Raw genomic sequence first — 22508 nt, forward strand, 5'->3', positions numbered from 1 at the left:
GGCGATCGCCATCAGGTCGGGCGTGACGCTGGCCCATTCATGCGCGAACAGCTTGCCGGTGCGGCCGATGCCGCACTGGACCTCGTCGAAGATCAGAAGCAGGCCGTGCTGGTCGCAGAGCTGCCGCAGCCGTTTCAAGGACTGCGTCGGCACCGGGCGTATGCCGCCCTCGCCCTGCACGGGCTCGATCAGGATGGCCGCGGTCTCCGCCGTGATCGCCTTTTCCGCGGCATCGATGTCGTCGAATGCAACCTGGTCGAAGCCTTCGACCTTGGGCCCGAAGCCCTCGAGGTATTTGTACTGGCCGCCGGCGGCGATCGTCGCCAGCGTGCGGCCGTGGAAGGCGCCTTCGAAGGTAATGATGCGAAACCGCTCCGGATGGCCCTTGACGAACTGATAGCGCCTGGCCGTCTTGATGGCGCATTCCAGCGCCTCGGCGCCTGAATTGGTGAAGAACACCTTGTCGGCAAAGGTGGCATCGACCAGCCGCTCGCCCAGCCGGCGCTGTTCCGGGATCTCGTAGAGATTGGAGACGTGCCAGAGCTTGGCGGCCTGTTCGGTGAGCGCCGCGACCAGATGCGGATGGCTGTGGCCCAGCGAATTCACCGCGATGCCGCCCGCGAAGTCGAGATATCGCTCGCCCTTGTCGGTGACCAGCCAAGTCCCCTCCCCACGGTCGAAGGCCAGGGGTGCGCGGGCAAAGGTCTCGTAAAGCGCCGAACCGCTCATTATATGCGTCTCCGGAACCGGAAATCAAAAAAGCCGCCAATGCGGCGGCCTTTGCGGCTTATCATGTTTTTCGGCCATGAAGTCAACGAAAACGTCACGCAGAAGCGCGTGGCAAGCCCCGACGCCACTCCGGCCCATCAGTGGTCAGGCAAGTTGGGGAAAACCGTAAAAACCGAATCGGTGTTGCCTTTGGGACTCTTGTCACCGAGTCAGCGCATAAGGTAATTGTAGTCGAGAAATAACTATATTTCGTGCGGCGGACCTAGATCACCCGGTACATGTGGTGTCGTTTGCCCGGCGAGAGCCGGCTCGGGAAAGGATTCTGGCTGCCGCACGCATTAGCAGGAGCGCGGTCTCATGAACTGGACTGACGAGCGGGTAGAACTTCTCAGGAAATTGTGGTCGGAGGGCCTGAGCGCCAGCCAGATTGCCGCACAGCTTGGCGGAGTGAGCCGCAATGCCGTCATCGGCAAGGTGCATCGCCTGAAGCTGTCGGGCCGCGGCCGCGCGACGGCTGCCCCGGCGCGCCAGAAGAAGGCGACGCAAGGCGCCTCGATGCAGAAATCGGTGGCCCGCGCGGCGAGCCCGGCGCGCCATGTGACCGCCACCATCGGCGCCACCGCGCTGCAGGTGCAGTTCGACGCCGAGCCGGTCGCGCGCCACTACATCCGCCCGGTCGAGAACGTGGTGGTTCCGATCTCGCGCAATCTGCAGCTCGTCGAGCTGACCGAACGCACCTGCAAATGGCCGAATGGCGACCCGCTCTCGGAAGACTTCAGCTTCTGCGGCAACGACGCCGCCGAAACGGGACCGTATTGCAAGTATCATTCCCGGGTTGCGTTCCAGCCGGCGGCGGAACGGCGCAGGGCAAGATAAGGGAATAAGGGAATAGGGGAGTAAGGCAGGAGGGGAATAGGGGAAAGAGCGCTTCACGCGCGACGTTTCGCCAGTCGCTCCGTATGACCACTCCCTTACTGCCTTACTGCCTTACTGCCTTACTGCCCTACTCCCCTCTCTTCACAGCCACCCATTCTTCTTGAATCGCCAATACAGGAACGAGCAGATCGCGGCCATCACCAGCAGGATGATGGGATAGCCATATTCCATCTTCAGTTCCGGCATGTCGGAGAAGTTCATGCCGTAGATGCCGGCGAAGGCGGTGGGCACCGCCAGGATGGCGGCCCATGAGGCGAGCTTCTTCGAGATCGCCGTTTCCTGGCTCTGTCCGACGAGCAGGCTGGCTTCGAAAGCGAAGGCCAGAACCTCGCGCAGGGAGTCGATCTTTTCCTGCACGGTGCGGATGTGGTCGGTCACATCGCGAAACAGCGGATGCATGGCGGCATGGATCTGCGGCAGGTCGGCGCTGGTCAGCCGGCGGCAGACCTCGACGAGCGGCAAGGCCGCGTTGCGCAGCCGCAGGAGATCGCGGCGCAGCATGTAGAGGCGCTCGATATCCGAACCAGTCATCGGCTTCAGAAGCACCTTGTCCTCGATCGCCTCGACCTCGTCTTCGATCTGCTCCAGCACCGGCATGTAATTGTCGACGATGAAATCGAGGATGGCGTAGAGGACGAAATCCTCACCCTTGGCCAGTGAATGCGGGCAGCTTTCCCAATGCTGGCGAACGGCGGCGTAGGAGGTCGACGGGCCGTGCCGGACGCTGACGATGTAGCCGGTGCCGACGAACAGATGCGTCTCGCCGAAAGTGACGCGACCGTCGATCAATTGCGCGGTGCGGGCGACGATGAACAGGGCATCGCCATATTGCTCGATCTTCGGGCGCGCATGCGGGTGCTCGGCGTCCTCGATCGCGAGGTCATGCAGGTGGAATTGCGCTTGCACCCTAAGCAGAAGGTTGCGGTCGGGCTCGAGCAGGCCAATCCAGACGACATGGCCGGGTTTGGCCGCCCATTCGCCGGCCTGTTCGATCGCGATGTCGGCGACACGCTTGCCGCCCAAATAGACGCTGGACGCAATGATGCCCGACGTTGGGGCCGGGGTCAGGTTTCGAACTTGTTCCATCGCAAACCTCCCGAGACTGCGACTGACAATTCGCCGTGCCTGGAGCAATTCCAGGAAAAGTGTGAGCGGTTTTCCGCCCGGAATTGCGTAAAAACAATAGTTGGGCGTTTCGCCGCTTCCGTGAAACGGTGAAACGCACTGGAGAGCTTAGCCTAAATCAGAAAACCGTTCGAGGGGCCTGAATTCACTTAGCCGGCACCGTGCCTGGCAGCACCACCTTGTCGGTCTTGTCGCCCTTCGGCCGTTCGGCGGGCATCTGGTCGCCGGTGACGATGTAGTAGATGGTCTCGGCGATGTTGGTCGCATGGTCGCCGATACGCTCGATATTCTTGGCGCAGAACAGAAGATGCGTGCAGGGCGTGATGTTGCGCGGATCTTCCATCATGTAGGTCAAAAGCTCGCGGAACAGCGAGGTGTACATGGCGTCGATCTGGTCGTCACGATCGCGCACGAAGCCGATCCTCTCGACCGAGCGCGAGGCGTAGACGTCGAGCACTTCCTTGAGCTGCGTCAGCGCCAGGTTGGCAAGCGCCTCCAGACCGCGGAAAAGGCTGTTCGGCTGGCGCCCGTCGACCGAGGCGACGCGCTTGGCGACGTTCTTGCCAAGATCGCCGACCCGCTCGATATCGGCCGAGATGCGGATCGCGCCGACGATCTCACGCAAATCCGTCGCCATCGGCTGGCGCCTGGCGATGATGATGATGGCCTTGTCATCGATCTCGCGCTGCCCCTCGTCGAGGACGATGTCGTCCTGGATGACCTTCTGGGCAAGGCCATGGTCGACATTGACGAGGGCCGCGACAGCCTGTTCGACCATGCGCTCGGCATGGCCGCCCATCGCCGCGATGCGCTTGGACAGGAATTTCAGCTCTTCGTCATAGGCACTGACTGTATGCACGGACTGCATCGATATGCCTTCCCGGTTTGTGCCGGCTGGTGCGTTCCCTCAATCTGTCGCTGATACGCGAACCGCATGACAGAAAGAAGAAAATCTCGGTTGGCAACCGGTACACGATCAGCGAGCCGGCAAATGAACCGTGAACGCCGCACCCTTGCCGACTTCCGACTTGATCGACAATCTTGCGTTATGACGGCTCAATATATGCTTGACGATCGAAAGGCCAAGCCCAGTGCCTTTCTGGGTGCGGCTGTTTTCGACATCGATGCGGTAGAAGCGTTCGGTTATGCGCGGGATGTGTTCTTCGGCAATGCCCGGACCGTAGTCTCTTATGGTGACGTCGATGCCTGGGTCCTGACCGTCCTCGACGCGTGCCATGGATACGGTCACGCGTCCGCCTGACTGGCCGTATTTGCAGGCATTCTCCAGGAGATTCTCGAAAACCTGGAAGAGTTCGTCGCGGTCGCCGGGGACGGAAACCGGGCCATCGATGAAGTCCCGCTCGATGACGATGCCGTTCTCGCTGGCCAGCGGCTCGAGCGAATCGATGACGCTGTCGATCGTCTGGCGAAGATCGACCGCAGTGCCCGGCCTCAGATAAGGTTTCATCTCCAGTCGCGAGAGCGAGAGCAGATCGTCGATCAGGCGGGCCATGCGTCCCGTTTGGTTCTGCATGATCTGCAGGAACTGGTCGCGCGCCGCCGGATCGTTCCGGGCCGGCCCGCGCAGCGTCTCGATGAAGCCGGCGATCGAGGCGAGCGGCGTGCGCAATTCATGGCTGGCATTGGCGATGAAGTCGGCCCGCATGCGGTCGATGCGGCGCGTCTCGCTCTGATCCTTGAACACCAGCACATAAAGGCCTGTGGCATGGCCGACCGTTGACGCGCTGACCCGGTATGTCCGCTCCACCGGCAGCTTTTCGGTGTAGTCGACCGCATCGGCGGCGACCTCGCCCGACAGGATGCCGTCCAGCAGCGCCTGCATTTCCGGCGCGCGAAACTTCAATGCCAGAGACATGCCCGGCGCCAGGCCGCCGAAAGCGGCGAAGGCGGCGGCGTTGGCGTGAACCATCGCGGCGGAATGGTCGAAAATGATCAGCGGATCGGCGACCGCGGCCGCCAGATACTCGCCGGAGAGCCGCTGCAGTCCGCTGGCCTCGATCGCCGCGCCTGTCTCGGTCGACCGGCGCTCGGCGTCCGCGGGCAGCATCGCCGCGGCCGCCAACAGGGCCAAAGCCGGCACCAGCACGTAGATTGAAGCGCCGGCGAAAGAATAGACGGCGATGACCGCGACAACGCCCGCGGCAAGCAGCCAGCGGTTGCCCCGAAGCCGCGCCGCCCAGGCTTGCCCCCTGCTGTCCTGCCCCGCGCCGGTCTCTGCCATAGGCCCGTGCTACCCCGCATCCCGTCGACCGGTCAGCGGCTCGCTGGACCGGCCCGACGCATGGGCTTCTTGAAAATCAGGATCGATTTTCGCGAAGGTTCATGCGCAAAATCAAAATGCTACGGCGTGTAAGCGTCCGGAGGGAGCGCCACGCCGCCAAGGCTCCATAGCATGAGTCCGCAAACTGGAAAGGTTCGTCCGGATGAAAAAAGCCAAGCAAACGGCTGAAGCGGCACCCGCCACAACACCGATCAAGATCAAGATCGGCGGCAAGGAGCGCGAGTTCGACATCGACAATCCGGTCCTGCCGGACTGGATCGAGGACAACAAGCTGACGGCCGGCGCCTATCCTTACGACAAGAAGATGAAGGGCGAGGACTACGAAAAGGAGCTCGAAGGGCTGCAAATCGAACTGGTCAAGGCGCAGGCCTGGCTTCAGGCGACCGGCAAGCGGGTGATGGCGCTGTTCGAGGGCAGAGACGCGGCCGGCAAGGGCGGCACGATCTTCGTGCTGCGGCAGTACATGAACCCGCGCACTGCCCGCAACGTCGCGCTGACCAAGCCGACGCCGACCGAGGCCGGGCAATGGTATTATCAGCGCTATGTCGACCATTTCCCGACTTCGGGCGAATTCGTCACCTTCGACCGCTCCTGGTACAACCGGGCCGGTGTCGAGCCGGTCATGGGGTTCTGCACGCCGGAGCAACATGAGAAATTCCTCGACGAGACACCGCATTTTGAACGGATGATCTGCAACGAAGGCATCCATTTCTTCAAATTTTGGCTGAATATCGGTCGCGAGACCCAGCTCGAGCGGTTCCATGACCGCCGCTGGTCGCCGCTGAAGAACTGGAAGTTCTCGCCGATCGACATCGCCGGCGTCAGCAAATGGGACGAGTACACCAAGGCGCGCGACCAGATGGTCGAGCGCACGCACAAGGAATTCTCGCCCTGGATCATCGTGCGCGCCAACGACAAGCGCCGCGCCCGGCTTGCGGTGATCCAGCGTATCCTTCTGTCGCTGCCCTATGATGGCCGCGACCTGGATGCCGTCGGCAAGCCCGACAAGAAGATCATCGGCGAAGGGCCGGGGTTCCTGAAGGACTGACGCACTGTCGCCCGGAGGTGCGCGGCGGTCCCGGAAAAACGGGATACACCAATCAAGAGCATGAATTACAGCGCCGCGCGGCTTTCGGCTCGCGCGGCGCTGAGACTTTCATGCCGGCCGCTCAGGCGGCTAGGCGGGCGATCCGCTGCAGCCGCTTCAGCGTGGTGTCATCCTGAAGCGCCTGCTGGAACAGCGTGATCTCGTGGTCGATACGATCGCACAACACCGCCGTATCGCCCTTGAGAAGGCTCCGCGTCTGCAGCAATGCCGCCACCGGCTTCTTGGCGAGCTGTTTCGCCCTCGCCAGCGTTGCTTCCTCGGCGCTGCCTTCCGTCACGATCTCGCCGACAAGGCCGAGGGCCTTGGCATCCTCGACGCCGAGCGTGTCGCCCAGGCAGAAGAAGCGGAAGGCGCCCGCATAGCCGAGCTTCTGGGGCGCCAGGATGCTGGTCGCCGCGTCCGGCACCAGGCCGAAATCGACGAACGGCACCCTGAAGGTGCTGCCCTTCGAGGCGATCACCATGTCGCAGTGGAACAGGATGGTGCAGCCGACGCCGACGGCATCGCCGTCGACGCAGGCAAGCACCGGCTTGGGGAAGGTCGCCAGCATGCGGAACATGTCGGTGACCGCGGCGATCAGTTCCCGGTGCTTGGTGGCATCGAGGAACTCCGAGAAATCGCCGCCAAGGCAGAAGCATCCGGCAAGGCCGCGCAGCATGACGACGCGGACCTCGTCATTGACGGCCGCCTCGTGGAGGGTCCTGGCAAGGCTCGCATAGGCATGCCGATCTAGCACCGGCCGGCCGTCATGCGAGGACACGGTGACGACCAGTGTATGGCCGCGCAGTTCCGGTTCGGGATGGAAACTCATGATCACCTCCCGGCTCACGAAGCCTGCTTCAGGCCAAGCAGGCCCGGATAACCCCGGTTCAGCACCGGCAGGAAGTGGTTGCGGCGGGCTCGCACGACCTCGAGCGTATGCTCGGTGAAGGTGAGCAGGGTCGCGACGACCTGCTGGTTGCCATAGGTGCGCTGGTAGCCCAGCGGCTTTGCCAGGAAGTGCAGTTGCAGGGCTCTCAGCACCCACATCGGCTCGAACTCGATGATGACCTGGTTGACGTTGCGCTTCAGGCCCCATTCCACGAAGCCGGCGATCAGTTCGGTGCCGACCGTCGAGACGCCGCGCTTGCCGTCACGAAAACCCGGAGCCACCGCGTAGCGGGTCAGTTCCCACACATTCGGTCCCGAGGGGGACTGCCCCTCGCAGAGATCGGACAGCACGTCCGTCAGAAGATGCGGCCGCGTCGTCGGCAGCATGCGCTGGTAACCGGCCAGTTCGCCGTTGCGGATCACAAGATGGTGTTCGGCCTCGTCATGGTCGAACTGATCTATCTCGAGCTGGTCGGGACGGTCGAGATCGGTCCATCCCATCTCCTCGACGAAGATCTTGTAGCGCAGGCGATGGACGGCCTCCCAAAGGTCGGGGCGTTCCATCAATTCCTGAGTGGTAAGGGCAAAAAGCATTAGCCGTCTCCTGGGCTTAAGAGGATGATACGGCCGGGCTTTCCCCAAAATATTACGCGAACGCGTAGGCAAGAATTCTAGGCCAGCACGGCCGATCCGGCTAATATAGCCACGCCTAATCGCCTCCGCGACAGCCTGCACACGGTTGGCGGTGCCCAGTTTGATTTGGCGTTAAGAAATCATTAGCCCTCTCCCAAGAGGGAGATTCGGCTGCGCTTTTCTGGAAATATCACGTGATCGCGTAGGCTGAAATTTTCCAGCTCGGCACGGCCGACCTAGCTAATATAGCCACGCCTGATCGCTTCCGCGACTGCCTGCACCCGATTGGCTGCGCCGAGTTTGCTCTTGGCGTTGAGAAGATGTTTCTCGGAAGTATGTTCCGAGATGCCTAAAATTTGAGATATCTCCCATTCGGACTTGCCAACGGCCGCCCATTGCAGGCATTCCCGCTCACGTGCCGTCAATTCTATATGATCGACGACGCTGTCGGCCTTGGTGTGCAGTTGCATGGCGCGGCCGATCGCATAGGTCGACGCCAGCGAGACCATTCCGAATTCCTGGTCCGACAGTTCAACGGATTCACCGCCCAGCGAGACCATGACGATCTGGCCGTCGAGCGTCACCAACGGAAACGCAAGACCATCGCGCAGCTTGAACTGGCGCGCGTCGCCCATGACCTCGTCGCTGCTCTTGTCGATTACGGCGTTCTTGGACGCGTCCCGCCATTGGAACGGCGCCTGAAGCTGCTTCATGTGACTGACGACCGGATCGTGGTCGACATAGTTGCGCGCCACGTAGCGCTCCAGCCATTCCCCGGGCCAATCGCAAAGCATCACATGCTGTTTCTGCCGGCCGCGTGGCGTGCCAGGTTGCGGCACGGTTCCCGCCATCAGGGCGGTCAGGCCGAAATTCGAAGTGACGCCCAGCAGCCTCTCGCAAACCGCCGCCGCGGTGCCAGCATTCTGCAACTGGTCAATATATTCCAGAGTTCTGTCAAACAGGCCCATCGCAACATCTACCCCATGTTGCTTCTGCTTTTTCATTGCCGATAGTAGACGCTCGAACACCCCTTCGCCATCAACCACGGGTCGCAATGATCTCCGCAAAGCCGGTAGCTTCCCCCTTCCGGCGCGCAGGGTCGTTTGCAACGGGTTGAACCATACGCTTAATTTAACCGCTTGAAATCAAAAACCGTTGTGCCTGCATCATTTTCATACGAAAAGCCTGCGAACGGGGACGAGGGCGGAGCCATATCGTGATCTTGCGGTGGATAACTCTGGCCCTGATGTCCGCACTTGCCGGCGTATTGCCCTTTGCCGGCGCGACTCAAGGCGCGGAGCCGCAGGTGCCGGTGCTGTGGGATGCCAAGGAGCGGTTGCCGAAACCCGATCTCTCCGCTCTGCCGCGACTCAGATTCCTCACAACCACCGATTTTCCGCCCTTCAACTTCCTCGACGGCGCGGGTCGCCTGTCCGGTTTCCACATCGACCTGGCGCGGGCAATCTGCGCGGAATTGGGCGTCGCCGAGAAATGCCAGATCCAGGCCCTGCCGTGGAACGAGTTGGAGGATGCCCTGCAGAAGGGCGAGGGCGAGGCGATCATTGCCGGCATCGCGGCGACGCCAGCGAGCCGCGAGAAATACGCCTTCTCGCGCTCCTATATGCAGTTCCCGGCACGCTTCATCATGCCGAAGGCGAAGGCCTTCGCCGAGCCGATCCTCGACAAGCTGCGCAGCAAGCGGGTCGGCGTCGTCGCCGGCTCGGCGCATGAGAAAATGCTGCGCGATTACTTCAGCACCGTGCAGGTGGTGACCTTCGAAACACCGGAAGCCCTCTATGCCGATCTCAAGGCCGGCAAGGTCGACGCCGCCTTCGGCGACGGCATGCGTTTCGCCTTCTGGCTGGGCGGCTCCGACGCGGCCGGCTGCTGCCGCTTTGCTGGCGGTCCGTATCTGGCGCCGGAATATCTGGGCTCGGGCATGGCGATCGCCACCAGGGCGGGCGATCCGGCGCTGGCCGCCGCCTTCGACTATGCGCTGCAGGAAATCTCGATCAAGGGCACCTTCGCCGAGTTCTATCTGCGCTATTTTCCCGTCAGCTTCTTCTGAAGGTTGCTGCCAACGCTAAGTCAGCGTGCGTAGGCGCGCCTTGGCCGCTCGCGCTATCGCGGCCACGGTCAGCGTGTCGAGATCGAGCTTGAGGCGGATGAGCTGCAGCACCCTGACCTCCTCCATGCGCATTTCGAGATCGACGGCGGCGACCTCGAAAGCGGCGGCGTAGGCTGTATCGCGCAGCCGCTCCGGCAGCGCTTCGGCAATGCGGGCCAGCACGCCTTCCAGCCCACCCTTCTCATGCAGCGCCTTCTGGCAGGCTTGCGCCACTGGAATCAGCCTGTCCTGGTTGAAGTCGACGAAAACCGGCCAGGAACGGACGACGTCGCCGATCCGCGCCAGCTCGACATCGGTCATGTCCCGATCGGAAGCCGAGGTGATGACCATCAGGTGGATCAGGGCTTCGTGCGGCGTCAACAAAGGCATTCAAAACTCCTGGCAGCGTGCATGTCATTCCCACAAACCGCGACACACTTCTGGGTGACATGCATTTGGAAGTGAGGCTCGAACGTAGGGACGCGAGTGTGGCGCCGCAAGGAAAACCGCCGCAAATCGTTGACGCTCCGGCCCGTCGCGCCTAGAGACCGGTCGACAAATCTTATCCGCCGCAAGACGGCCATGACTGGAACTTCGATATGACGGGATCAAACATCATCGATCTCAATCCCGAGATGCTTGCCGCGGCGGCCGAGAGCAAGGCCTGGCCGTTCGAGGAAGCGAAGAAAATCATCGCCCGGTACAAGGGCAAGGATTTCCCCGAGACCGTGCTGTTCGAGACCGGCTACGGCCCGTCCGGCCTGCCGCATATCGGCACCTTCGGCGAGGTGGCGCGCACAACCATGGTGCGGCATGCCTTCCGCGTGCTGACGCAGGACAAGGTCAAGACCAAGCTTCTGTGCTTCTCCGACGATATGGACGGCATGCGCAAGATCCCCGACAACGTGCCGGACCGCGCCGCGCTCGAGCCCTATCTGCATATGCCGCTGACCTCGGTGCCCAATCCGTTCGGCGGCGACTATGCGAGCTTCGCCGACCACAACAACGCGATGCTGTGCCGCTTCCTCGACACGTTCGGCTTCGATTACGAGTTCGCCAGCGCGACCAAGTACTACAAGGCCGGCCGCTTCGACGAGGTGCTGCTGCGCGCCGCCGAACGCTATGACGACATCATGGGTGTGATGCTGCCGACGCTCGGGCCGGAGCGCCAGGCGACCTACAGCCCGTTCCTGCCGATCTCGCCGAAGAGCGGCCGCGTGCTCTACGTGCCGATGATAAATGTCGACGCAAAGGCCGGCACCGTCACTTTCGACGACGAAGGCACCGAGACGACGCTGCCCGTCACGGGCGGCCATGTGAAGCTGCAGTGGAAGCCGGATTTCGGCATGCGCTGGGCGGCGCTCGGCGTCGATTTCGAGATGTTCGGCAAGGACCACCAGACCAATGCGGCGATCTACGACCGCATCTGCAACATCCTCGGCGGCCGCGCGCCGGAGCATTTCGTCTACGAGTTGTTCCTCGACGAGGAAGGCCAGAAGATTTCGAAGTCGAAGGGCAATGGCCTGACCATCGACGAGTGGCTGACCTATGCGCCGACGGAGAGCCTCGGCCTCTATATGTACCAGCGGCCGCGGCAGGCGAAGAAGCTCTATTTCGACGTCATCCCGAAGGCGGTGGACGAGTATTACGCTTTCCTTGGCGCCTATCCGCGCCAGGACTGGAAGGAGCGGCTGGGCAATCCGGTCTGGCACATGCATGACGGCAACCCGCCGGCCATCGACCTGCCGGTGCCGTTCGCGCTGCTGCTCAACCTGGTGAGCGCCTCCAACGCCCATGACAAGGCGGTGCTGTGGGGTTTCATCTCGCGGCATGCGCCTGGCGTGACGCCGAAGACGCATCCGGAGCTCGACCGGCTGACCGGCTACGCGATCCGCTACTTCGACGACTTCGTGAAGCCGACCAAGGTTTACCGCGCCGCCGACGAGGTGGAGCGCGAGGCGTTGGCGAGGCTTTCCGACGCGCTCGGCGCGCTGCCGCAAGGCGCCGACAGCGAAGCGATCCAGAATGCCGCGCTCAACGTGGCGCGCAAGATCGAGCGCTACCAAGACCATTCCAAGCAGAGCCCGGAAGGCGGACCCGGCGTGTCCGTCGCCTTCTTCCAGATGATCTACCAGGTGCTGATCGGGCAGGAACGCGGACCGCGCTTCGGTTCCTTCGCCGCACTCTACGGCATTGCCGAGACGCGCGCGCTTATTGAGCGGGCGCTGGCTGGTCAGTTGGCGGCGTAACGGCGCCGCCCTCGGCCGGCAGGATCGAATCCGGCGCCACGGGCGCCGGACCCGACATGGCCGGCACCGCCGGCAGGCCGTCAAGCTTCGGCGCCGGGCCAAAAATACCCTTCTTCCCGGAGCGGGCCTTGTTCTCGGCCTCGACATAGGGGCCGCCTTGCGCGGCGCGCGCCCAGCCGTTCTCGACCAGCCACTGGCCGATGTCCTGATTGCCGATATGGCATTCGGCGGAAATGGTATCGCGGCCGCCCTCCGGCGGCACCGCGCAGGCGACCGCTCGGCCGCGCAGGAACGCGCGGAAGGCTGTCCTGGCGCGCGTGCCGCAGGCCCAGGTCTGGCCCTGGTCGCTGCAGGTCTCGTCCGTCTTGACGGCGTCCACGCCGGACACGGAGACCGCATAGCCCTTCGCCTCGATCAGCCCGGCGGCGGTGGCGACCGGCTGGAACAATTTGGTGCCGTTCCAGTCGCCCGGCATCTTCGTTTTGGGCGGCTTGGGCGGTCCGGCCAGCGCCAGATCGCTGAGCGGCGCGCGCGGTTCGACCCGTTCGAGTTCCTGGTCCGACAGCTCGGGCGGCGCCACGACGTCGGGATCGATGGCCCTCGAGTGAACAGCGGGGTTCGGTGGAGCGGCTGGCGCGGGAATGGCCGCGGTCGTCGGCTCTTCCGGGAGCGTATTCGCGCCGGAGGCGGAGAGTGCATCGTCCCCGGAAATGGGGAGCGCATCGGCGATGGGATCGATCTGATCGACTGTGATGACGCTCTCATGCCCCTTGACCACGCGGCCGCCCGCCACAACGAGCGCGGCCATCACCGGAACCGCCAGAACCGTCAGGATGATTTGAAGAAGCCGCACCGGCCCGAACCTACTGGCTCGCCCAGACGATGCGCGCCACCCATTCGATTTCGCGCGTCGGGATGTCACGGTCCGGATGGGCGGGGTTGAGCGAAACCAGCACGATCGACTTCACCGTTTGCCGGTCGAGCACCTTGGCCATCACCTCCCCGGCGGTGGTCTTGACGACGACACGGTCGCCCTTGCGCGTCGGCGCGCCGGGTTCGACGATCAGCACATCGCCATTGCGGTAGAGCGGCAGCATGGAATCGCCTTGCACCTGCAGCGCGTATGAGGTCTCGGTCGCCCGCGCGGGAAGCTCGACCAGATCCCAGCCCTGCCCCGCCGGATAGCCGGCATCGTCGAAGAAGCCGCCCGCGCCGGCCTGGGCGAAGCCGAGCAGGGGAACGGCGCTGCGGTGTTGGGCGACGGAGGCAGCGCGCCCTTCGACCAGTCCGGTGAATTCCTCGAGCGACGCGCCGGTGGCCTCGATGATCTTGGCCAGCGATTCGGTCGAGGGCCAGCGCGGCCTTCCGTCGGACGACAGGCGCTTCGACTTGTTGAAGGCCGTCGAATCCAGGCCCGCGCGCCGGGCAAGGCCGGAAGCCGACAGCGAATAGCGCTCGGCGAGAGCGTCGATTGCGGCCCAGACGCGATCGTGTGAGAGCAAGTCCGCTCTCCTTCGAAAACAGGAAAAAATGCCTCAAGCCTGTCTAGCGCGCGACCATCTGATTGTCCACTGGCGAAGGGTCGGATCGCCGACGATCAGACCTGCTTGGCCTGCTCGCGCAAATTCTTGTGCGAAATCATGAAGGCGCGCTCGGTTTCGGTCGGCGGACGCGGCCGGGCGGCGCGGCCGAGCGCCGCGACGACCTCGTCGATGTCGAGGAAGCGACGCCCGCCGCGGTCATAGACGCCGCCCGTGGTCAGGATCAGTGCCGCCGTCTCGCCGCCATCGAGGACAAAGCGGTGCCGGCCGATGACTGACGTCCCTTCCCAGGTCTCGATCGACGAGACGACCTCGAAGCGGCGCCACAGCCTGATCTCGCGCACATAGGCGACCTCAAGCCCGCCGATCATCGGCGCCCAGCCATTCTTGCGCGCCAGCGCGATGAGGCCGATGCGCAGGAAGATGTCGATGCGGCCGAGATCGGCCAGCATCATGTAGCGGGCGTTGTTCAGATGCAGGTTGAAGTCGATGTCGATCGGCAGGCAGCGAAAGGCCAGCCGGCTTTCCTCGCCGGCCCGATAGGGACCACGGCTCGACGCCGTGGCCATGGTGCGTGCCATTCGCCCCCAGACATACATGGTCGGGGTTCGTCAGGCCGCCTCTCTGACCTCGCCCTTCTGGTAGGGGTCGAAGCGCTGGTAAAAGGTCTCGCCCTTCTCGGCCATGTCGAGCAGAAGCTTCGGCACCTTGAACTCGGCGCCATATTTCTTCTGCAGGCCCTTGGCGATCTTGACGAAACGGTTGGCGCCGATGCCGTCGATGTAGGAGAGTGCGCCGCCGGTGAAGGGCGCGAAGCCGAAGGCGAGGATCGAGCCGACATCGGCCTCGCGCGGGTCGGTGACGATGCCTTCCTCCATCACGCGCGCCGCTTCCAACGCGATGGTGACCAAAAGGCGCTGCTTCAACTCCTCATAGTCGATCTTGTCAGGGTTGAGCTGCGGATAGAGGTCCTTCAGGCCCGGCCACAGCTTCTTCTTCGCGGGCTTCGCCGGATAGTCGTAGAAACCCTTGCCATTCTTGCGGCCGAAGCGGCCATGCCTGTCGACCATGGTGTTGATCAGCGCCATCTGCTTCGGGTCGACCGCCTTCTCGCCGAGATCCCGGATGGTCTGCTTCATGATCTTCTGGGCAAGGTCGACGGCCGTCTCGTCGGTCAGAGCGAGCGGGCCGACCGGCATGCCGGCGGCCTTGGCGGCGTTCTCGATCATCGGCGCCGGGACGCCCTCGATCAGCATCTTGTAGGCTTCCGACATGTAGCGCAGCACGCACCGGTTGACGTAGAAGCCGCGCGTGTCGTTGACGACGATCGGCGTCTTCTTGATGGCGCGCACAAAGTCGAAGGCCACGGCCAGGGCCTTGTCGCCCGTCTTCTTGCCGAGGATGATCTCCACCAGCATCATCTTGTCGACCGGCGAGAAGAAGTGGATGCCGATGAAGTTCTTCGGCCGCGCCGAGTTCTTTGCCAGGGCGGTGATCGGAATCGTGGACGTGTTGGAAGCAAAGATCGCCGACGACTTCAGCACCGCCTCGGCCTTCTCGGTGGCATCCTTCTTCACGCCCGAATCCTCGAAGACCGCCTCTACAACGAGGTCGCAGCCGGCAAGGTCGGCATAGTCCGCCGTCGGCGTGATCAGCGACAGGAGCTTGTCCTTGTCTTCCGGCTTGGCGCGGCCCTTCTTGACCTGATCGGCCATCAGGCTGTCGGAATGCGCCTTGCCCTTCTCGGCCGAAGCCAGGTCGCGGTCGAGCAGCACGACCGGAATGCCGGCCCGCGCGGTGACATAGGCGATGCCGGCGCCCATGAAGCCGGCGCCGAGAATGCCGATCTTCTTGAACTTGGTTTCCGGCACGCCGGCCGGGCGCCGCGCGCCCTTGTTCAGTTCCTGCAGCGACAGGAACAGCGAGCGGATCATCGCCGCCGCTTCCTTGGTCTGCATGATCTCGGTGAAATAGCGCTGCTCGATCCTGAGCGCGGTGTCGAACGGCACCAGCAGGCCTTCATAGACGCATTTCAGGATCGCGGCCGCCGCCGGATAGTTGCCATAGGTCTCGCGGCGCAGGATGGCGATAGCCGGCGGCCAGAGATTGGCGCCGGCCGCCGAATAGATCGGACCGCCCGGCAGCTTGAAGCCCTTCTCGTCCCAGGGCGCCACCGGCTTCAGGCCGTTCTTGATCATCGCCTTGGCGGTCTCGACGAGCTTCTTCGGCTCCGCGATCTCATGGATCAGCCCCATCTGCTTCGCCTTTTGCGGCGACAGGTTCTGCCCGGTGGTCAGCATCTGCAGCGCCTGCTGCTGGTCCGTCAGCCGCGGCACGCGCTGGGTGCCGCCGGCGCCCGGGAAAATGCCGATCTTCACTTCGGGAAGCGCCATCTTCACCTTGTCGGAATCGGCGGCGACGCGGCCGTGGCAGGCAAGCGACATCTCGAAGGCGCCGCCCATGCAGGTGCCGTTGATCGCCGACACCCAAGGCTTGCCGGAAGTCTCGATCTTGCGGAACAGGCCGGTCATATAGCCGGCATTCTCGAACAGCGCCTTGGTCGCCTTGTCGAGATCCTTCTCTTTTTCCGCGGCGAAGGTGGCCAGCATCTTCTGCAGCATGGTGATGTCGGCGCCGCCGGAGAATGTATCCTTGCCGGAGGTGATGACCGCGCCCTTGATGGCGGCATCGCCGACCACCTTATCAACGATGGCGTCCAGCTCGCGCATCACCTCTTCGGTGAAGACGTTCATCGAACGATCCGGCATGTCCCAGGTGATCAAGGCAATGCCGTCGGCATCCACGTCGAGGGTGAAATTGGTGTAGCTCATCTCTTCTCTCCCTCAGACGCGTTCGATGATGGTGGCGGTGCCCATGCCGGCGCCGATACAGAGCGTGACCAGCGCGGTGGTGAGGTCGCGGCGCTCCAGCTCGTCCAGCACCGTGCCCAGGATCATGGCGCCGGTGGCGCCGAGCGGATGGCCCATGGCGATCGCGCCGCCATTGACGTTGATCTGGTCATGCGGGATGTCGAAGGCCTGCATGTAGCGCAGCACGACGGAGGCGAAGGCCTCGTTGAGCTCGAACAGGTCGATGTCCGACTGCTTCATCTTGGCGCGCTTCAAGAGCTTCTCGGTGACGTCGACCGGACCGGTCAGCATCAGCACCGGCTCCGAGCCGATATTGGCGAAGGCGCGGATGCGCGCGCGCGGCTTCAGGCCCATGGACTTGCCGGCCTTCTTCGAGCCGAGCAGCACGGCGGCAGCACCGTCGACGATGCCCGACGAATTGCCGGCATGGTGGACGTGGTTCACTTCCTCGACCTCCGGGTGCTTCTGCACCGCCACCGCGTCGAAGCCGCCCATTTCGCCCGGCATGACGAAGGACGGGTTGAGCGAGGCCAGCGACTGCATGTCGGTCGTGGGCCGCATGTGCTCGTCGCGGTCGAGGATCAACAGGCCGTTCTGGTCTTTGATCGGGATCACCGAGTTCTTGAAGCGGCCCTCTTCCCACGCCTTGCCGGCGCGCTTCTGGCTTTCGACTGCATAGGCGTCGACGTCATCGCGGGAAAAGCCGTATTTCGTGGCGATCAGGTCGGCCGAGATGCCCTGCGGCACGAACCAGCCGGGCAGGCCTACGGACGGATCCATGAACCAGGAACCGCCGGACATGCCCATGCCGACGCGCGACATGGATTCCACGCCGCCGGCAATGACGATCTCGTCCGCCCCTTGCGCGATCTTGGCGGCGCCGAAATTGATGGCGTCGAGGCCCGAAGCGCAGAAACGCGAGATCTGCATGCCCGGCGCCTTGGTATCGTAGCCGGCCTCGAAGGCGGCGGCGCGCGGAATGACCGAGCCCGCCTCGCCGACCGGGTCGACGCAGCCGAAGATGATGTCGTCGACATTGCCCGTGTCGAGCCCGTTGCGGTCGCGCAACGCCTCGAGCGTCTTCGCGGCGAGCCGCACCGCCGGCACCTCATGCAGCGCGCCATCCTTCTTGCCCCTGCCGCGCGGCGTGCGCACGGCGTCATAGACGTAAGCCTCAGTCATTTTCGTGCTCCTTGGCTTTGCCGGCCGCCGCGCTCAGAGAGAGCGCCCGATCAGCAATTTCATGATCTCGTTGGTGCCGCCATAGATGCGCTGGACGCGGGCGTCGCGGTACATGCGGGCGATCGGATATTCATTCATGTAGCCATAGCCGCCATGCAGTTGAAGGCATTCGTCGACGACTTTGCCCTGCAGGTCGCTGAGCCAGTATTTGGCCATCGAGGCGGTCACTGGGTCGAGGCCGCCGTCGATGTGGCGGGCGACGCAGTCATTGTAGAAGACGCGGCCGATCGTGGCCTCGGTCTTCAGTTCGGCCAGCTTGAACTGGGTGTTCTGGAAATCGATGACGGCCTTGCCGAAGGCCTTGCGTTCCTTGACGTAATCGATGGTGAGCGCCAGCGCCCGCTCGATCATGGCGATCGCGCCCGTGCCAATCTGCAGGCGCTCCTGCGGCAATTGCTGCATCAGCTGGACGAAGCCCTTGCCTTCCTCGTGGCCGAGCAGGTTGGAGGTCGGCACGCGCACGTCGTTGAAGAACAGCTCGGACGTGTCGTTCGACTTCAGCCCGATCTTGTCGAGGTTGCGGCCGCGCTGAAAACCCTCGGCCTCGTCGGTCTCGACGACGATCAGCGAGGTGCCCTTGGCGCCCTTGTCCGGATCGGTCTTGGTGACGACGATGATCAGATTGGCGAGCTGGCCATTGGTGATGAAGGTCTTCGAGCCGCTGATCTTGTAGTGGTTGCCGTCCTTCTCGGCACGGGTCTTGACGCCCTGCAGATCGGAGCCGGCGCCGGGCTCGGTCATGGCGATGGCGCCGATCAGCTCGCCGGTCGCGAGCTTGGGCAGCCATTTCTGCTTCTGCTCCTCGGAGCCGTAGTGCAGGATGTAGGGGGCGACGATCGAATTGTGCAGGCCGATGCCGAAACCGTCGACGCCGACATGGCCGATCGCCTCGATGATCGCGCTCTCATGCGCAAAAGTCCCGCCCGAGCCGCCATATTTCTCCGGCATGGAAGCGCAGAGCAGCCCGGCGGCGCCCGCCTTCAGCCAGCTCTCTCGGTCGAACATCTCGTTCTTCTCGAACTCGTCATAGCGCGGCGCGATCTCTTCGGCCATGAAGCGGGACGCCATGTCGTAGAGCATGCCGACCTCGTCCGCCGCCCAGGCGGGCTTCGGAAGACCAAGAATTTCGGCTGGATTTGTCGCCACGTTTTCCTCCGCGTTCCGACGATTGTGGGCCGGCGGCGCCGGCCCGCCGAATCTAGAACGCTTCCGCCGGCAACGCCATCAGCGTGTCCGCGCCACTGGAAATGCGGGCAAGCCGCGTCGCCGTTTCCGGCATGATGCGCTCCATGAAGAAGCGCGCCGTGACCAGCTTGGTATCGTAGAATGGCGCAGCGCCGTTGGCGCCTTCCGCGAGCTTGGCCTGCGCGGACTTCGCCATCTGGGCCCACATATAGCCCAGCGCCACGAGACCGAAGAGATGCATGTAGTCGGTCGAGGCGGCGCCTGCGTTGTCGGGCTTGGCCATGGCGTTCTGCACCAGCCACATCGTAGCCGCTTGCAGGTCGTTGAGACCCTTCTTCAGCGCCTTGGTGAAGGGCGCCATCTTCTCATCAGTGCGGTTCTCCTCGCAGAACTCGCCGAGCTCCTTGAGGAAGGCCTGCACGGCGCGACCGCCATTCTGCGCCAGCTTGCGGCCGACGAGGTCGAGCGCCTGGATGCCGTTGGCACCTTCATAGATCATGGCGATGCGGGCATCGCGCACGAACTGGCTCATGCCGTGCTCTTCGATATAGCCGTGGCCGCCGAACACCTGCTGGGCCATCACCGCGTGGTCGAAACCCTTGTCGGTGAGCACGCCCTTGACCACCGGCGTCATCAGGCCGGTGTAATCGTCGGCCGCCTGGCGGTCCTTGTCGTCGCCGGAACGATGCGCGACGTCGGATTTGATCGCCGTCCACAATGCCAGCGCGCGGCCGGCCTCGTTATAGGCCTTCATGGTCATCAGCGAACGGCGGATGTCGGGATGGACGATGATCGGATCGGCCTTCTTGTCCGGCGCCTTGGCACCCGACAGCGAGCGCCCCTGCAGCCGGTCCTTGGCGTAGGAGACGGCGTTCTGATAGGCGATCTCGGAGACCGAAAGCCCCTGCAGGCCGACGCCGAGGCGGGCCTCGTTCATCATGGTGAACATAGCCTTCAAGCCGCCGTTCAATTCGCCGAGCAGCGTGCCCTCGGCCTCGTCATAATTCATGACGCAGGTCGAGTTGCCGTGGATGCCCATCTTCTCCTCGATCGAGCCGCAGGAGAGCGTGTTGCGCTCACCGGGATTGCCAGCGGCATCAAGCTTGAACTTCGGCACGATGAACAGCGAGATGCCCTTGACGCCTTCCGGCGCGCCCTCGACGCGGGCCAGCACCAGATGGACGATGTTGTCCGACATGTCGTGCTCGCCGGCGGAGATGAAGATCTTCTGGCCGGAAATCCTGTAAGTGCCGTCGCCGTTGGGAACGGCCTTGGTGCGCAGCAGGCCGAGATCGGTGCCGCAATGCGGCTCGGTGAGGTTCATGGTGCCGGTCCAGCCGCCCTCGATCAGCCTCGGCAGCCAAGTGGCCCTCTGTTCGTCCGTGCCATGGGTGACGATGGCCGCGATGGCGCCTTGCGTCAGGCCGGGATACATCATCAGCGCCATGTTGGCCGAAATCATGTATTCGGAGACGGCAGTGTGGACCGCATAGGGCAGGCCCTGGCCACCGAACTCGGCGGGTGCTGCAAGCCCCATCCAGCCGCCCTCGCGATACTGGTCGTAGGCGTCCTTGAAGCCCTTCGGCGTCGTCACCGAGCCGTCGTCATGGCGCACGCAGCCTTCCATGTCGCCAACCCGGTTCAGCGGATGCATGACGTTCTCGGCGAGCTTGGCGCCTTCGGCGAGGATCGCCTCGACCACGTCGGGCGTCGCGTCCGAGAAGCCCGGAAGATTGGAATAGCGCTGATAGCCCAGCACGTCGTTGAGCACGAACAGCGTGTCCTGGATCGGGGCCCTGTAGATCGTCATGCCTTCCTCCACCCTTACAGTCCCGGCCCGGCCGGCAAGTCGCCTCTCCCGGACAGGGAGACCGGGCCAATGTCGATGTTGCGATAGCAAATATTGACGTTTGCGTAAACGTCAACTTCGTCGCAGCCTGAAATTTTTGTGAGCGGTCAGGCATTGTGACGACAAAAAAGCCGCGCGGCCATAGCCACGCGGCTTTCTACGTCCCGGTATTCCGGAAGAGCGGGCGATCAGCCGGCGGCGCTGGCCTGCGGCGGCGCGGTGCGCTCGACGAGCATCTGCCGCACGACCGACATCGAGTTGCTCAGCTCGCCGATAGCATCATCGATCAGCGCCCGCTGCTTCTGCAGGCGAGCGAGCTGCTTCTCCGACTTGTCGAGCGCCAGCCGCAGCTGCTTGGTGTTGGTGCCGGTCGGATCGTAGAGATCCATCATCTGCTTGACGTCGCGCAGCGAGAACCCGACCTTGCGGCCGAGCAGGATCAGCTTCAGCCGAGCCTTGTCGCGGCGCGTGTAGAGACGGGTCGAGCCGTCGCGATGAGGATTGAGAAGGCCCTTGTCTTCATAGAAACGCAGCGTGCGCAGCGTCACGCCGTATTTCTTGGCCATCTCACCGATGCGGACGAATTCCTCGCCTGCCTCGGCTGGTATGTCATTGGTATTGGCCGCGGCTTCGCCGGGCGAAACAAGTTTCATGGTCACTGGCATTCCCCTGGTGGCGTCGCGGTCGCGGACCAAGCGTCGCCTGAATGGAAGCGGGGGCGTGCTTCCAATCGTGGTTGCAACAACAAATCAATCGCAAGAGGCACGGCTTCGCACCTTTTACGTTTACGTCAATCCTATATCGACAGCCGCAGGGTGACGCAAGGGCGTTGTCGGAGCGAACCTTTATGCCGCACCCGAAATGCCGCTCACGATTTATGCGCGACTTCTTAAGCTTGGTTAACGCCTTGTTTACCACGTTGGGCGAAATGTGCGCATGTCGGTCACCCGTGGTTATCCTGTAGCGAATTTTTCACGGTTTTCGAAGCGCGGGTAAAACCCGGGAAGCTCGTCTTCCTCCGCAGCAAAACCGCTCGGCTCGCTTCGTACCCGGCAGGCTACTGGGAAACCGGTCTTTGGCCGGCCACTCTGAACACGGGCGCATCGATGAACAGCAAGCGGTCCTATCTCGATACACTCAACGCCGGCAGGCAACGTCGGCCGCATGCCTCGCTCGAAGAACTGAACCGCTCGCTCGAAACGCTCGAGCAGAGGCTGGACCGGACGCGCGCCGACATGCCCGACCGCCCCGACCCGCGACGGCCGACCGCCGAGCCGCGTTATCCCAGCACGCAGCCTTACGGCCAGGCGCCGCGCTGGTATGAGGATCCCTATGCCGTGCAAAGACCCCTGGATCGGGCGCCGCAGAATCCGTGGCCGCAGGAGCGCGCCCCGCAAAACCCCGCGCCCGCCTATCAGGCGATCGCGCGCGACATCGACCGGGTGCGCGGCCAGGAAGACAGCGTCGCCATGGTCGGCAAGATCGCCGTCGAGCTGCGCGGGCTGCGCGAGGAACTTCGGCACCAGATGACCGCCGGCCTGCAGCGCGAATTCGAGGCGTTTCGCCAGGATATCGACCGCGCCCTGCAGGCCAACAGCCAGCGCGGCGCGATGCCCGACAAGAGCAGCGCCGAGCTCGGCCTCGAATTCGAGCGGCTTTCGGGAGCGATCCAGTCGCTCGCCGAAAAAAGTGATGACCGCAGCGTCAATCTGCTGCGGCTGGAACTGGAACAGGTGAAGGGCGCGCTGGACACGTTGGCGCG

The 22508-nt window shown here is 63.5% G+C and carries 20 protein-coding genes and 1 pseudogene; 5 read left to right on the top strand and 16 right to left on the bottom strand.

Annotated features, from left to right (window positions below):
• Positions 1 to 729, bottom strand: a 729-nt coding sequence (locus EOA24_RS05225; RefSeq protein WP_133374463.1) for an aspartate aminotransferase family protein, incomplete at its 3' end; no start/stop codon positions are given.
• A gap of 357 nt (positions 730 to 1086) precedes the next feature.
• Here EOA24_RS05225 and EOA24_RS05230 point away from each other — a divergent pair.
• Positions 1087 to 1605: a GcrA family cell cycle regulator gene (locus tag EOA24_RS05230; protein ID WP_042641251.1), complete on the top strand. Its 519-nt coding sequence runs from the start codon at positions 1087 to 1089 to the stop codon at positions 1603 to 1605.
• A gap of 141 nt (positions 1606 to 1746) precedes the next feature.
• Here EOA24_RS05230 and EOA24_RS05235 read toward each other — a convergent pair whose 3' ends face one another.
• The 3 genes from EOA24_RS05235 to EOA24_RS05245 all read right to left on the bottom strand — a co-directional run bounded on the left by EOA24_RS05235 (position 1747) and on the right by EOA24_RS05245 (position 5032).
• The gene (locus EOA24_RS05235) at positions 1747 to 2751 is read right to left on the bottom strand and encodes a magnesium and cobalt transport protein CorA (RefSeq protein WP_126079348.1); all 1005 of its coding nucleotides are present in this window, start codon (positions 2749 to 2751) and stop codon (positions 1747 to 1749) included.
• A 184-nt stretch (positions 2752 to 2935) separates the two neighbouring features.
• Positions 2936 to 3658, bottom strand: a complete 723-nt coding sequence (gene phoU / locus EOA24_RS05240) for a phosphate signaling complex protein PhoU (RefSeq protein ID WP_126079349.1) — start codon at positions 3656 to 3658, stop codon at positions 2936 to 2938.
• A gap of 108 nt (positions 3659 to 3766) precedes the next feature.
• Positions 3767 to 5032 carry an ATP-binding protein gene (locus EOA24_RS05245; protein WP_126079350.1) on the bottom strand — a complete coding sequence of 422 codons (1266 nt, stop codon included), beginning with the start codon at positions 5030 to 5032 and terminating at the stop codon, positions 3767 to 3769.
• A 202-nt stretch (positions 5033 to 5234) separates the two neighbouring features.
• Here EOA24_RS05245 and ppk2 point away from each other — a divergent pair, with 202 nt between their 5' ends.
• Entirely contained in the window at positions 5235 to 6140 is a 906-nt protein-coding gene (gene ppk2, locus EOA24_RS05250; RefSeq protein ID WP_126079351.1) for a polyphosphate kinase 2, read from the top strand.
• A gap of 121 nt (positions 6141 to 6261) precedes the next feature.
• Here the strand turns inward: ppk2 and EOA24_RS05255 are convergent, their stop codons facing one another.
• The 3 genes from EOA24_RS05255 to EOA24_RS05265 form a co-directional block, all read right to left on the bottom strand.
• Positions 6262 to 7011 (bottom strand): enoyl-CoA hydratase-related protein, encoded by a 750-nt coding sequence (locus EOA24_RS05255; protein ID WP_126079352.1) that lies wholly within the window; start codon positions 7009 to 7011, stop codon positions 6262 to 6264.
• 14 nt (positions 7012 to 7025) lie between these two features.
• Positions 7026 to 7664 carry a GNAT family N-acetyltransferase gene (locus EOA24_RS05260; RefSeq protein WP_126079353.1) on the bottom strand — a complete coding sequence of 213 codons (639 nt, stop codon included), beginning with the start codon at positions 7662 to 7664 and terminating at the stop codon, positions 7026 to 7028.
• A 275-nt stretch (positions 7665 to 7939) separates the two neighbouring features.
• Entirely contained in the window at positions 7940 to 8671 is a 732-nt protein-coding gene (locus EOA24_RS05265) for a LuxR family transcriptional regulator (protein WP_126064819.1), read from the bottom strand.
• A gap of 278 nt (positions 8672 to 8949) precedes the next feature.
• On the opposite strand from EOA24_RS05265, the gene EOA24_RS05270 reads away from it, so the two are divergent.
• Positions 8950 to 9771 (top strand): transporter substrate-binding domain-containing protein, encoded by an 822-nt coding sequence (locus EOA24_RS05270; RefSeq protein ID WP_189343263.1) that lies wholly within the window; start codon positions 8950 to 8952, stop codon positions 9769 to 9771.
• Positions 9772 to 9786: 15 nt separating this feature from the next.
• Here the strand turns inward: EOA24_RS05270 and EOA24_RS05275 are convergent, their stop codons facing one another.
• Positions 9787 to 10200 carry a tellurite resistance TerB family protein gene (locus tag EOA24_RS05275; RefSeq protein ID WP_126079355.1) on the bottom strand — a complete coding sequence of 138 codons (414 nt, stop codon included), beginning with the start codon at positions 10198 to 10200 and terminating at the stop codon, positions 9787 to 9789.
• Positions 10201 to 10409: 209 nt separating this feature from the next.
• Between EOA24_RS05275 and EOA24_RS05280 the strand changes: the two genes are divergently transcribed.
• Complete coding sequence (locus EOA24_RS05280) at positions 10410 to 12059, top strand: lysine--tRNA ligase (RefSeq protein ID WP_126079356.1); 1650 nt, start codon at positions 10410 to 10412, stop codon at positions 12057 to 12059.
• On the opposite strand, the gene EOA24_RS05285 is transcribed toward EOA24_RS05280, so the two are convergent.
• From EOA24_RS05285 to EOA24_RS05320, 8 genes are all read right to left on the bottom strand, one after another.
• A complete protein-coding gene (locus EOA24_RS05285) occupies positions 12022 to 12912 on the bottom strand; it encodes a thermonuclease family protein (RefSeq protein WP_245467260.1) in 891 nt (296 codons plus the stop codon). The genes EOA24_RS05280 and EOA24_RS05285 overlap by 38 nt on opposite strands.
• A gap of 10 nt (positions 12913 to 12922) precedes the next feature.
• A complete protein-coding gene (locus tag EOA24_RS05290) occupies positions 12923 to 13561 on the bottom strand; it encodes a helix-turn-helix transcriptional regulator (protein ID WP_126079357.1) in 639 nt (212 codons plus the stop codon).
• Positions 13562 to 13656: 95 nt separating this feature from the next.
• Positions 13657 to 14199 carry a thioesterase family protein gene (locus tag EOA24_RS05295; RefSeq protein ID WP_126079358.1) on the bottom strand — a complete coding sequence of 181 codons (543 nt, stop codon included), beginning with the start codon at positions 14197 to 14199 and terminating at the stop codon, positions 13657 to 13659.
• A 12-nt stretch (positions 14200 to 14211) separates the two neighbouring features.
• The gene (locus tag EOA24_RS05300) at positions 14212 to 16431 is read right to left on the bottom strand and encodes a 3-hydroxyacyl-CoA dehydrogenase NAD-binding domain-containing protein (protein WP_126079359.1); all 2220 of its coding nucleotides are present in this window, start codon (positions 16429 to 16431) and stop codon (positions 14212 to 14214) included.
• A 12-nt stretch (positions 16432 to 16443) separates the two neighbouring features.
• Positions 16444 to 17652, bottom strand: a complete 1209-nt coding sequence (locus tag EOA24_RS05305) for an acetyl-CoA C-acetyltransferase (protein WP_126079360.1) — start codon at positions 17650 to 17652, stop codon at positions 16444 to 16446.
• A 33-nt stretch (positions 17653 to 17685) separates the two neighbouring features.
• Complete coding sequence (locus EOA24_RS05310) at positions 17686 to 18858, bottom strand: acyl-CoA dehydrogenase family protein (RefSeq protein ID WP_126079361.1); 1173 nt, start codon at positions 18856 to 18858, stop codon at positions 17686 to 17688.
• A gap of 52 nt (positions 18859 to 18910) precedes the next feature.
• Entirely contained in the window at positions 18911 to 20707 is a 1797-nt protein-coding gene (locus EOA24_RS05315; RefSeq protein WP_127257783.1) for an acyl-CoA dehydrogenase, read from the bottom strand.
• Positions 20708 to 20934: 227 nt separating this feature from the next.
• Positions 20935 to 21399: a MerR family DNA-binding transcriptional regulator gene (locus EOA24_RS05320; RefSeq protein WP_126083563.1), complete on the bottom strand. Its 465-nt coding sequence runs from the start codon at positions 21397 to 21399 to the stop codon at positions 20935 to 20937.
• Between the two features lie 453 nt (positions 21400 to 21852).
• Between EOA24_RS05320 and EOA24_RS05325 the strand changes: the two are divergent.
• A pseudogene (locus tag EOA24_RS05325) lies at positions 21853 to 22508 on the top strand (peptidoglycan-binding protein); the annotation flags it as partial.

The sequence above is a fragment of the Mesorhizobium sp. M2A.F.Ca.ET.039.01.1.1 genome, from assembly GCF_003998035.1.
In the GTDB taxonomy this organism is placed as follows: domain Bacteria; phylum Pseudomonadota; class Alphaproteobacteria; order Rhizobiales; family Rhizobiaceae; genus Mesorhizobium.

Coding starts and splice junctions, on each gene's coding strand:
- EOA24_RS05275 (WP_126079355.1), bottom strand. CDS start 10,200: ATGCCTTTGTTGACGCCGCACGAAGCCCTGATCCACCTGATGGTCATC.
- EOA24_RS05230 (WP_042641251.1), top strand. CDS start 1,087: ATGAACTGGACTGACGAGCGGGTAGAACTTCTCAGGAAATTGTGGTCG.
- EOA24_RS05305 (WP_126079360.1), bottom strand. CDS start 17,652: ATGACTGAGGCTTACGTCTATGACGCCGTGCGCACGCCGCGCGGCAGG.
- EOA24_RS05245 (WP_126079350.1), bottom strand. CDS start 5,032: ATGGCAGAGACCGGCGCGGGGCAGGACAGCAGGGGGCAAGCCTGGGCG.
- EOA24_RS05300 (WP_126079359.1), bottom strand. CDS start 16,431: ATGAGCTACACCAATTTCACCCTCGACGTGGATGCCGACGGCATTGCC.
- EOA24_RS05270 (WP_189343263.1), top strand. CDS start 8,950: ATGTCCGCACTTGCCGGCGTATTGCCCTTTGCCGGCGCGACTCAAGGC.
- EOA24_RS05320 (WP_126083563.1), bottom strand. CDS start 21,399: ATGAAACTTGTTTCGCCCGGCGAAGCCGCGGCCAATACCAATGACATA.
- EOA24_RS05235 (WP_126079348.1), bottom strand. CDS start 2,751: ATGGAACAAGTTCGAAACCTGACCCCGGCCCCAACGTCGGGCATCATT.
- EOA24_RS05260 (WP_126079353.1), bottom strand. CDS start 7,664: ATGCTTTTTGCCCTTACCACTCAGGAATTGATGGAACGCCCCGACCTT.
- EOA24_RS05265 (WP_126064819.1), bottom strand. CDS start 8,671: ATGGGCCTGTTTGACAGAACTCTGGAATATATTGACCAGTTGCAGAAT.
- EOA24_RS05315 (WP_127257783.1), bottom strand. CDS start 20,707: ATGACGATCTACAGGGCCCCGATCCAGGACACGCTGTTCGTGCTCAAC.
- EOA24_RS05295 (WP_126079358.1), bottom strand. CDS start 14,199: ATGTATGTCTGGGGGCGAATGGCACGCACCATGGCCACGGCGTCGAGC.
- EOA24_RS05280 (WP_126079356.1), top strand. CDS start 10,410: ATGACGGGATCAAACATCATCGATCTCAATCCCGAGATGCTTGCCGCG.
- EOA24_RS05255 (WP_126079352.1), bottom strand. CDS start 7,011: ATGAGTTTCCATCCCGAACCGGAACTGCGCGGCCATACACTGGTCGTC.
- phoU (WP_126079349.1), bottom strand. CDS start 3,658: ATGCAGTCCGTGCATACAGTCAGTGCCTATGACGAAGAGCTGAAATTC.
- ppk2 (WP_126079351.1), top strand. CDS start 5,235: ATGAAAAAAGCCAAGCAAACGGCTGAAGCGGCACCCGCCACAACACCG.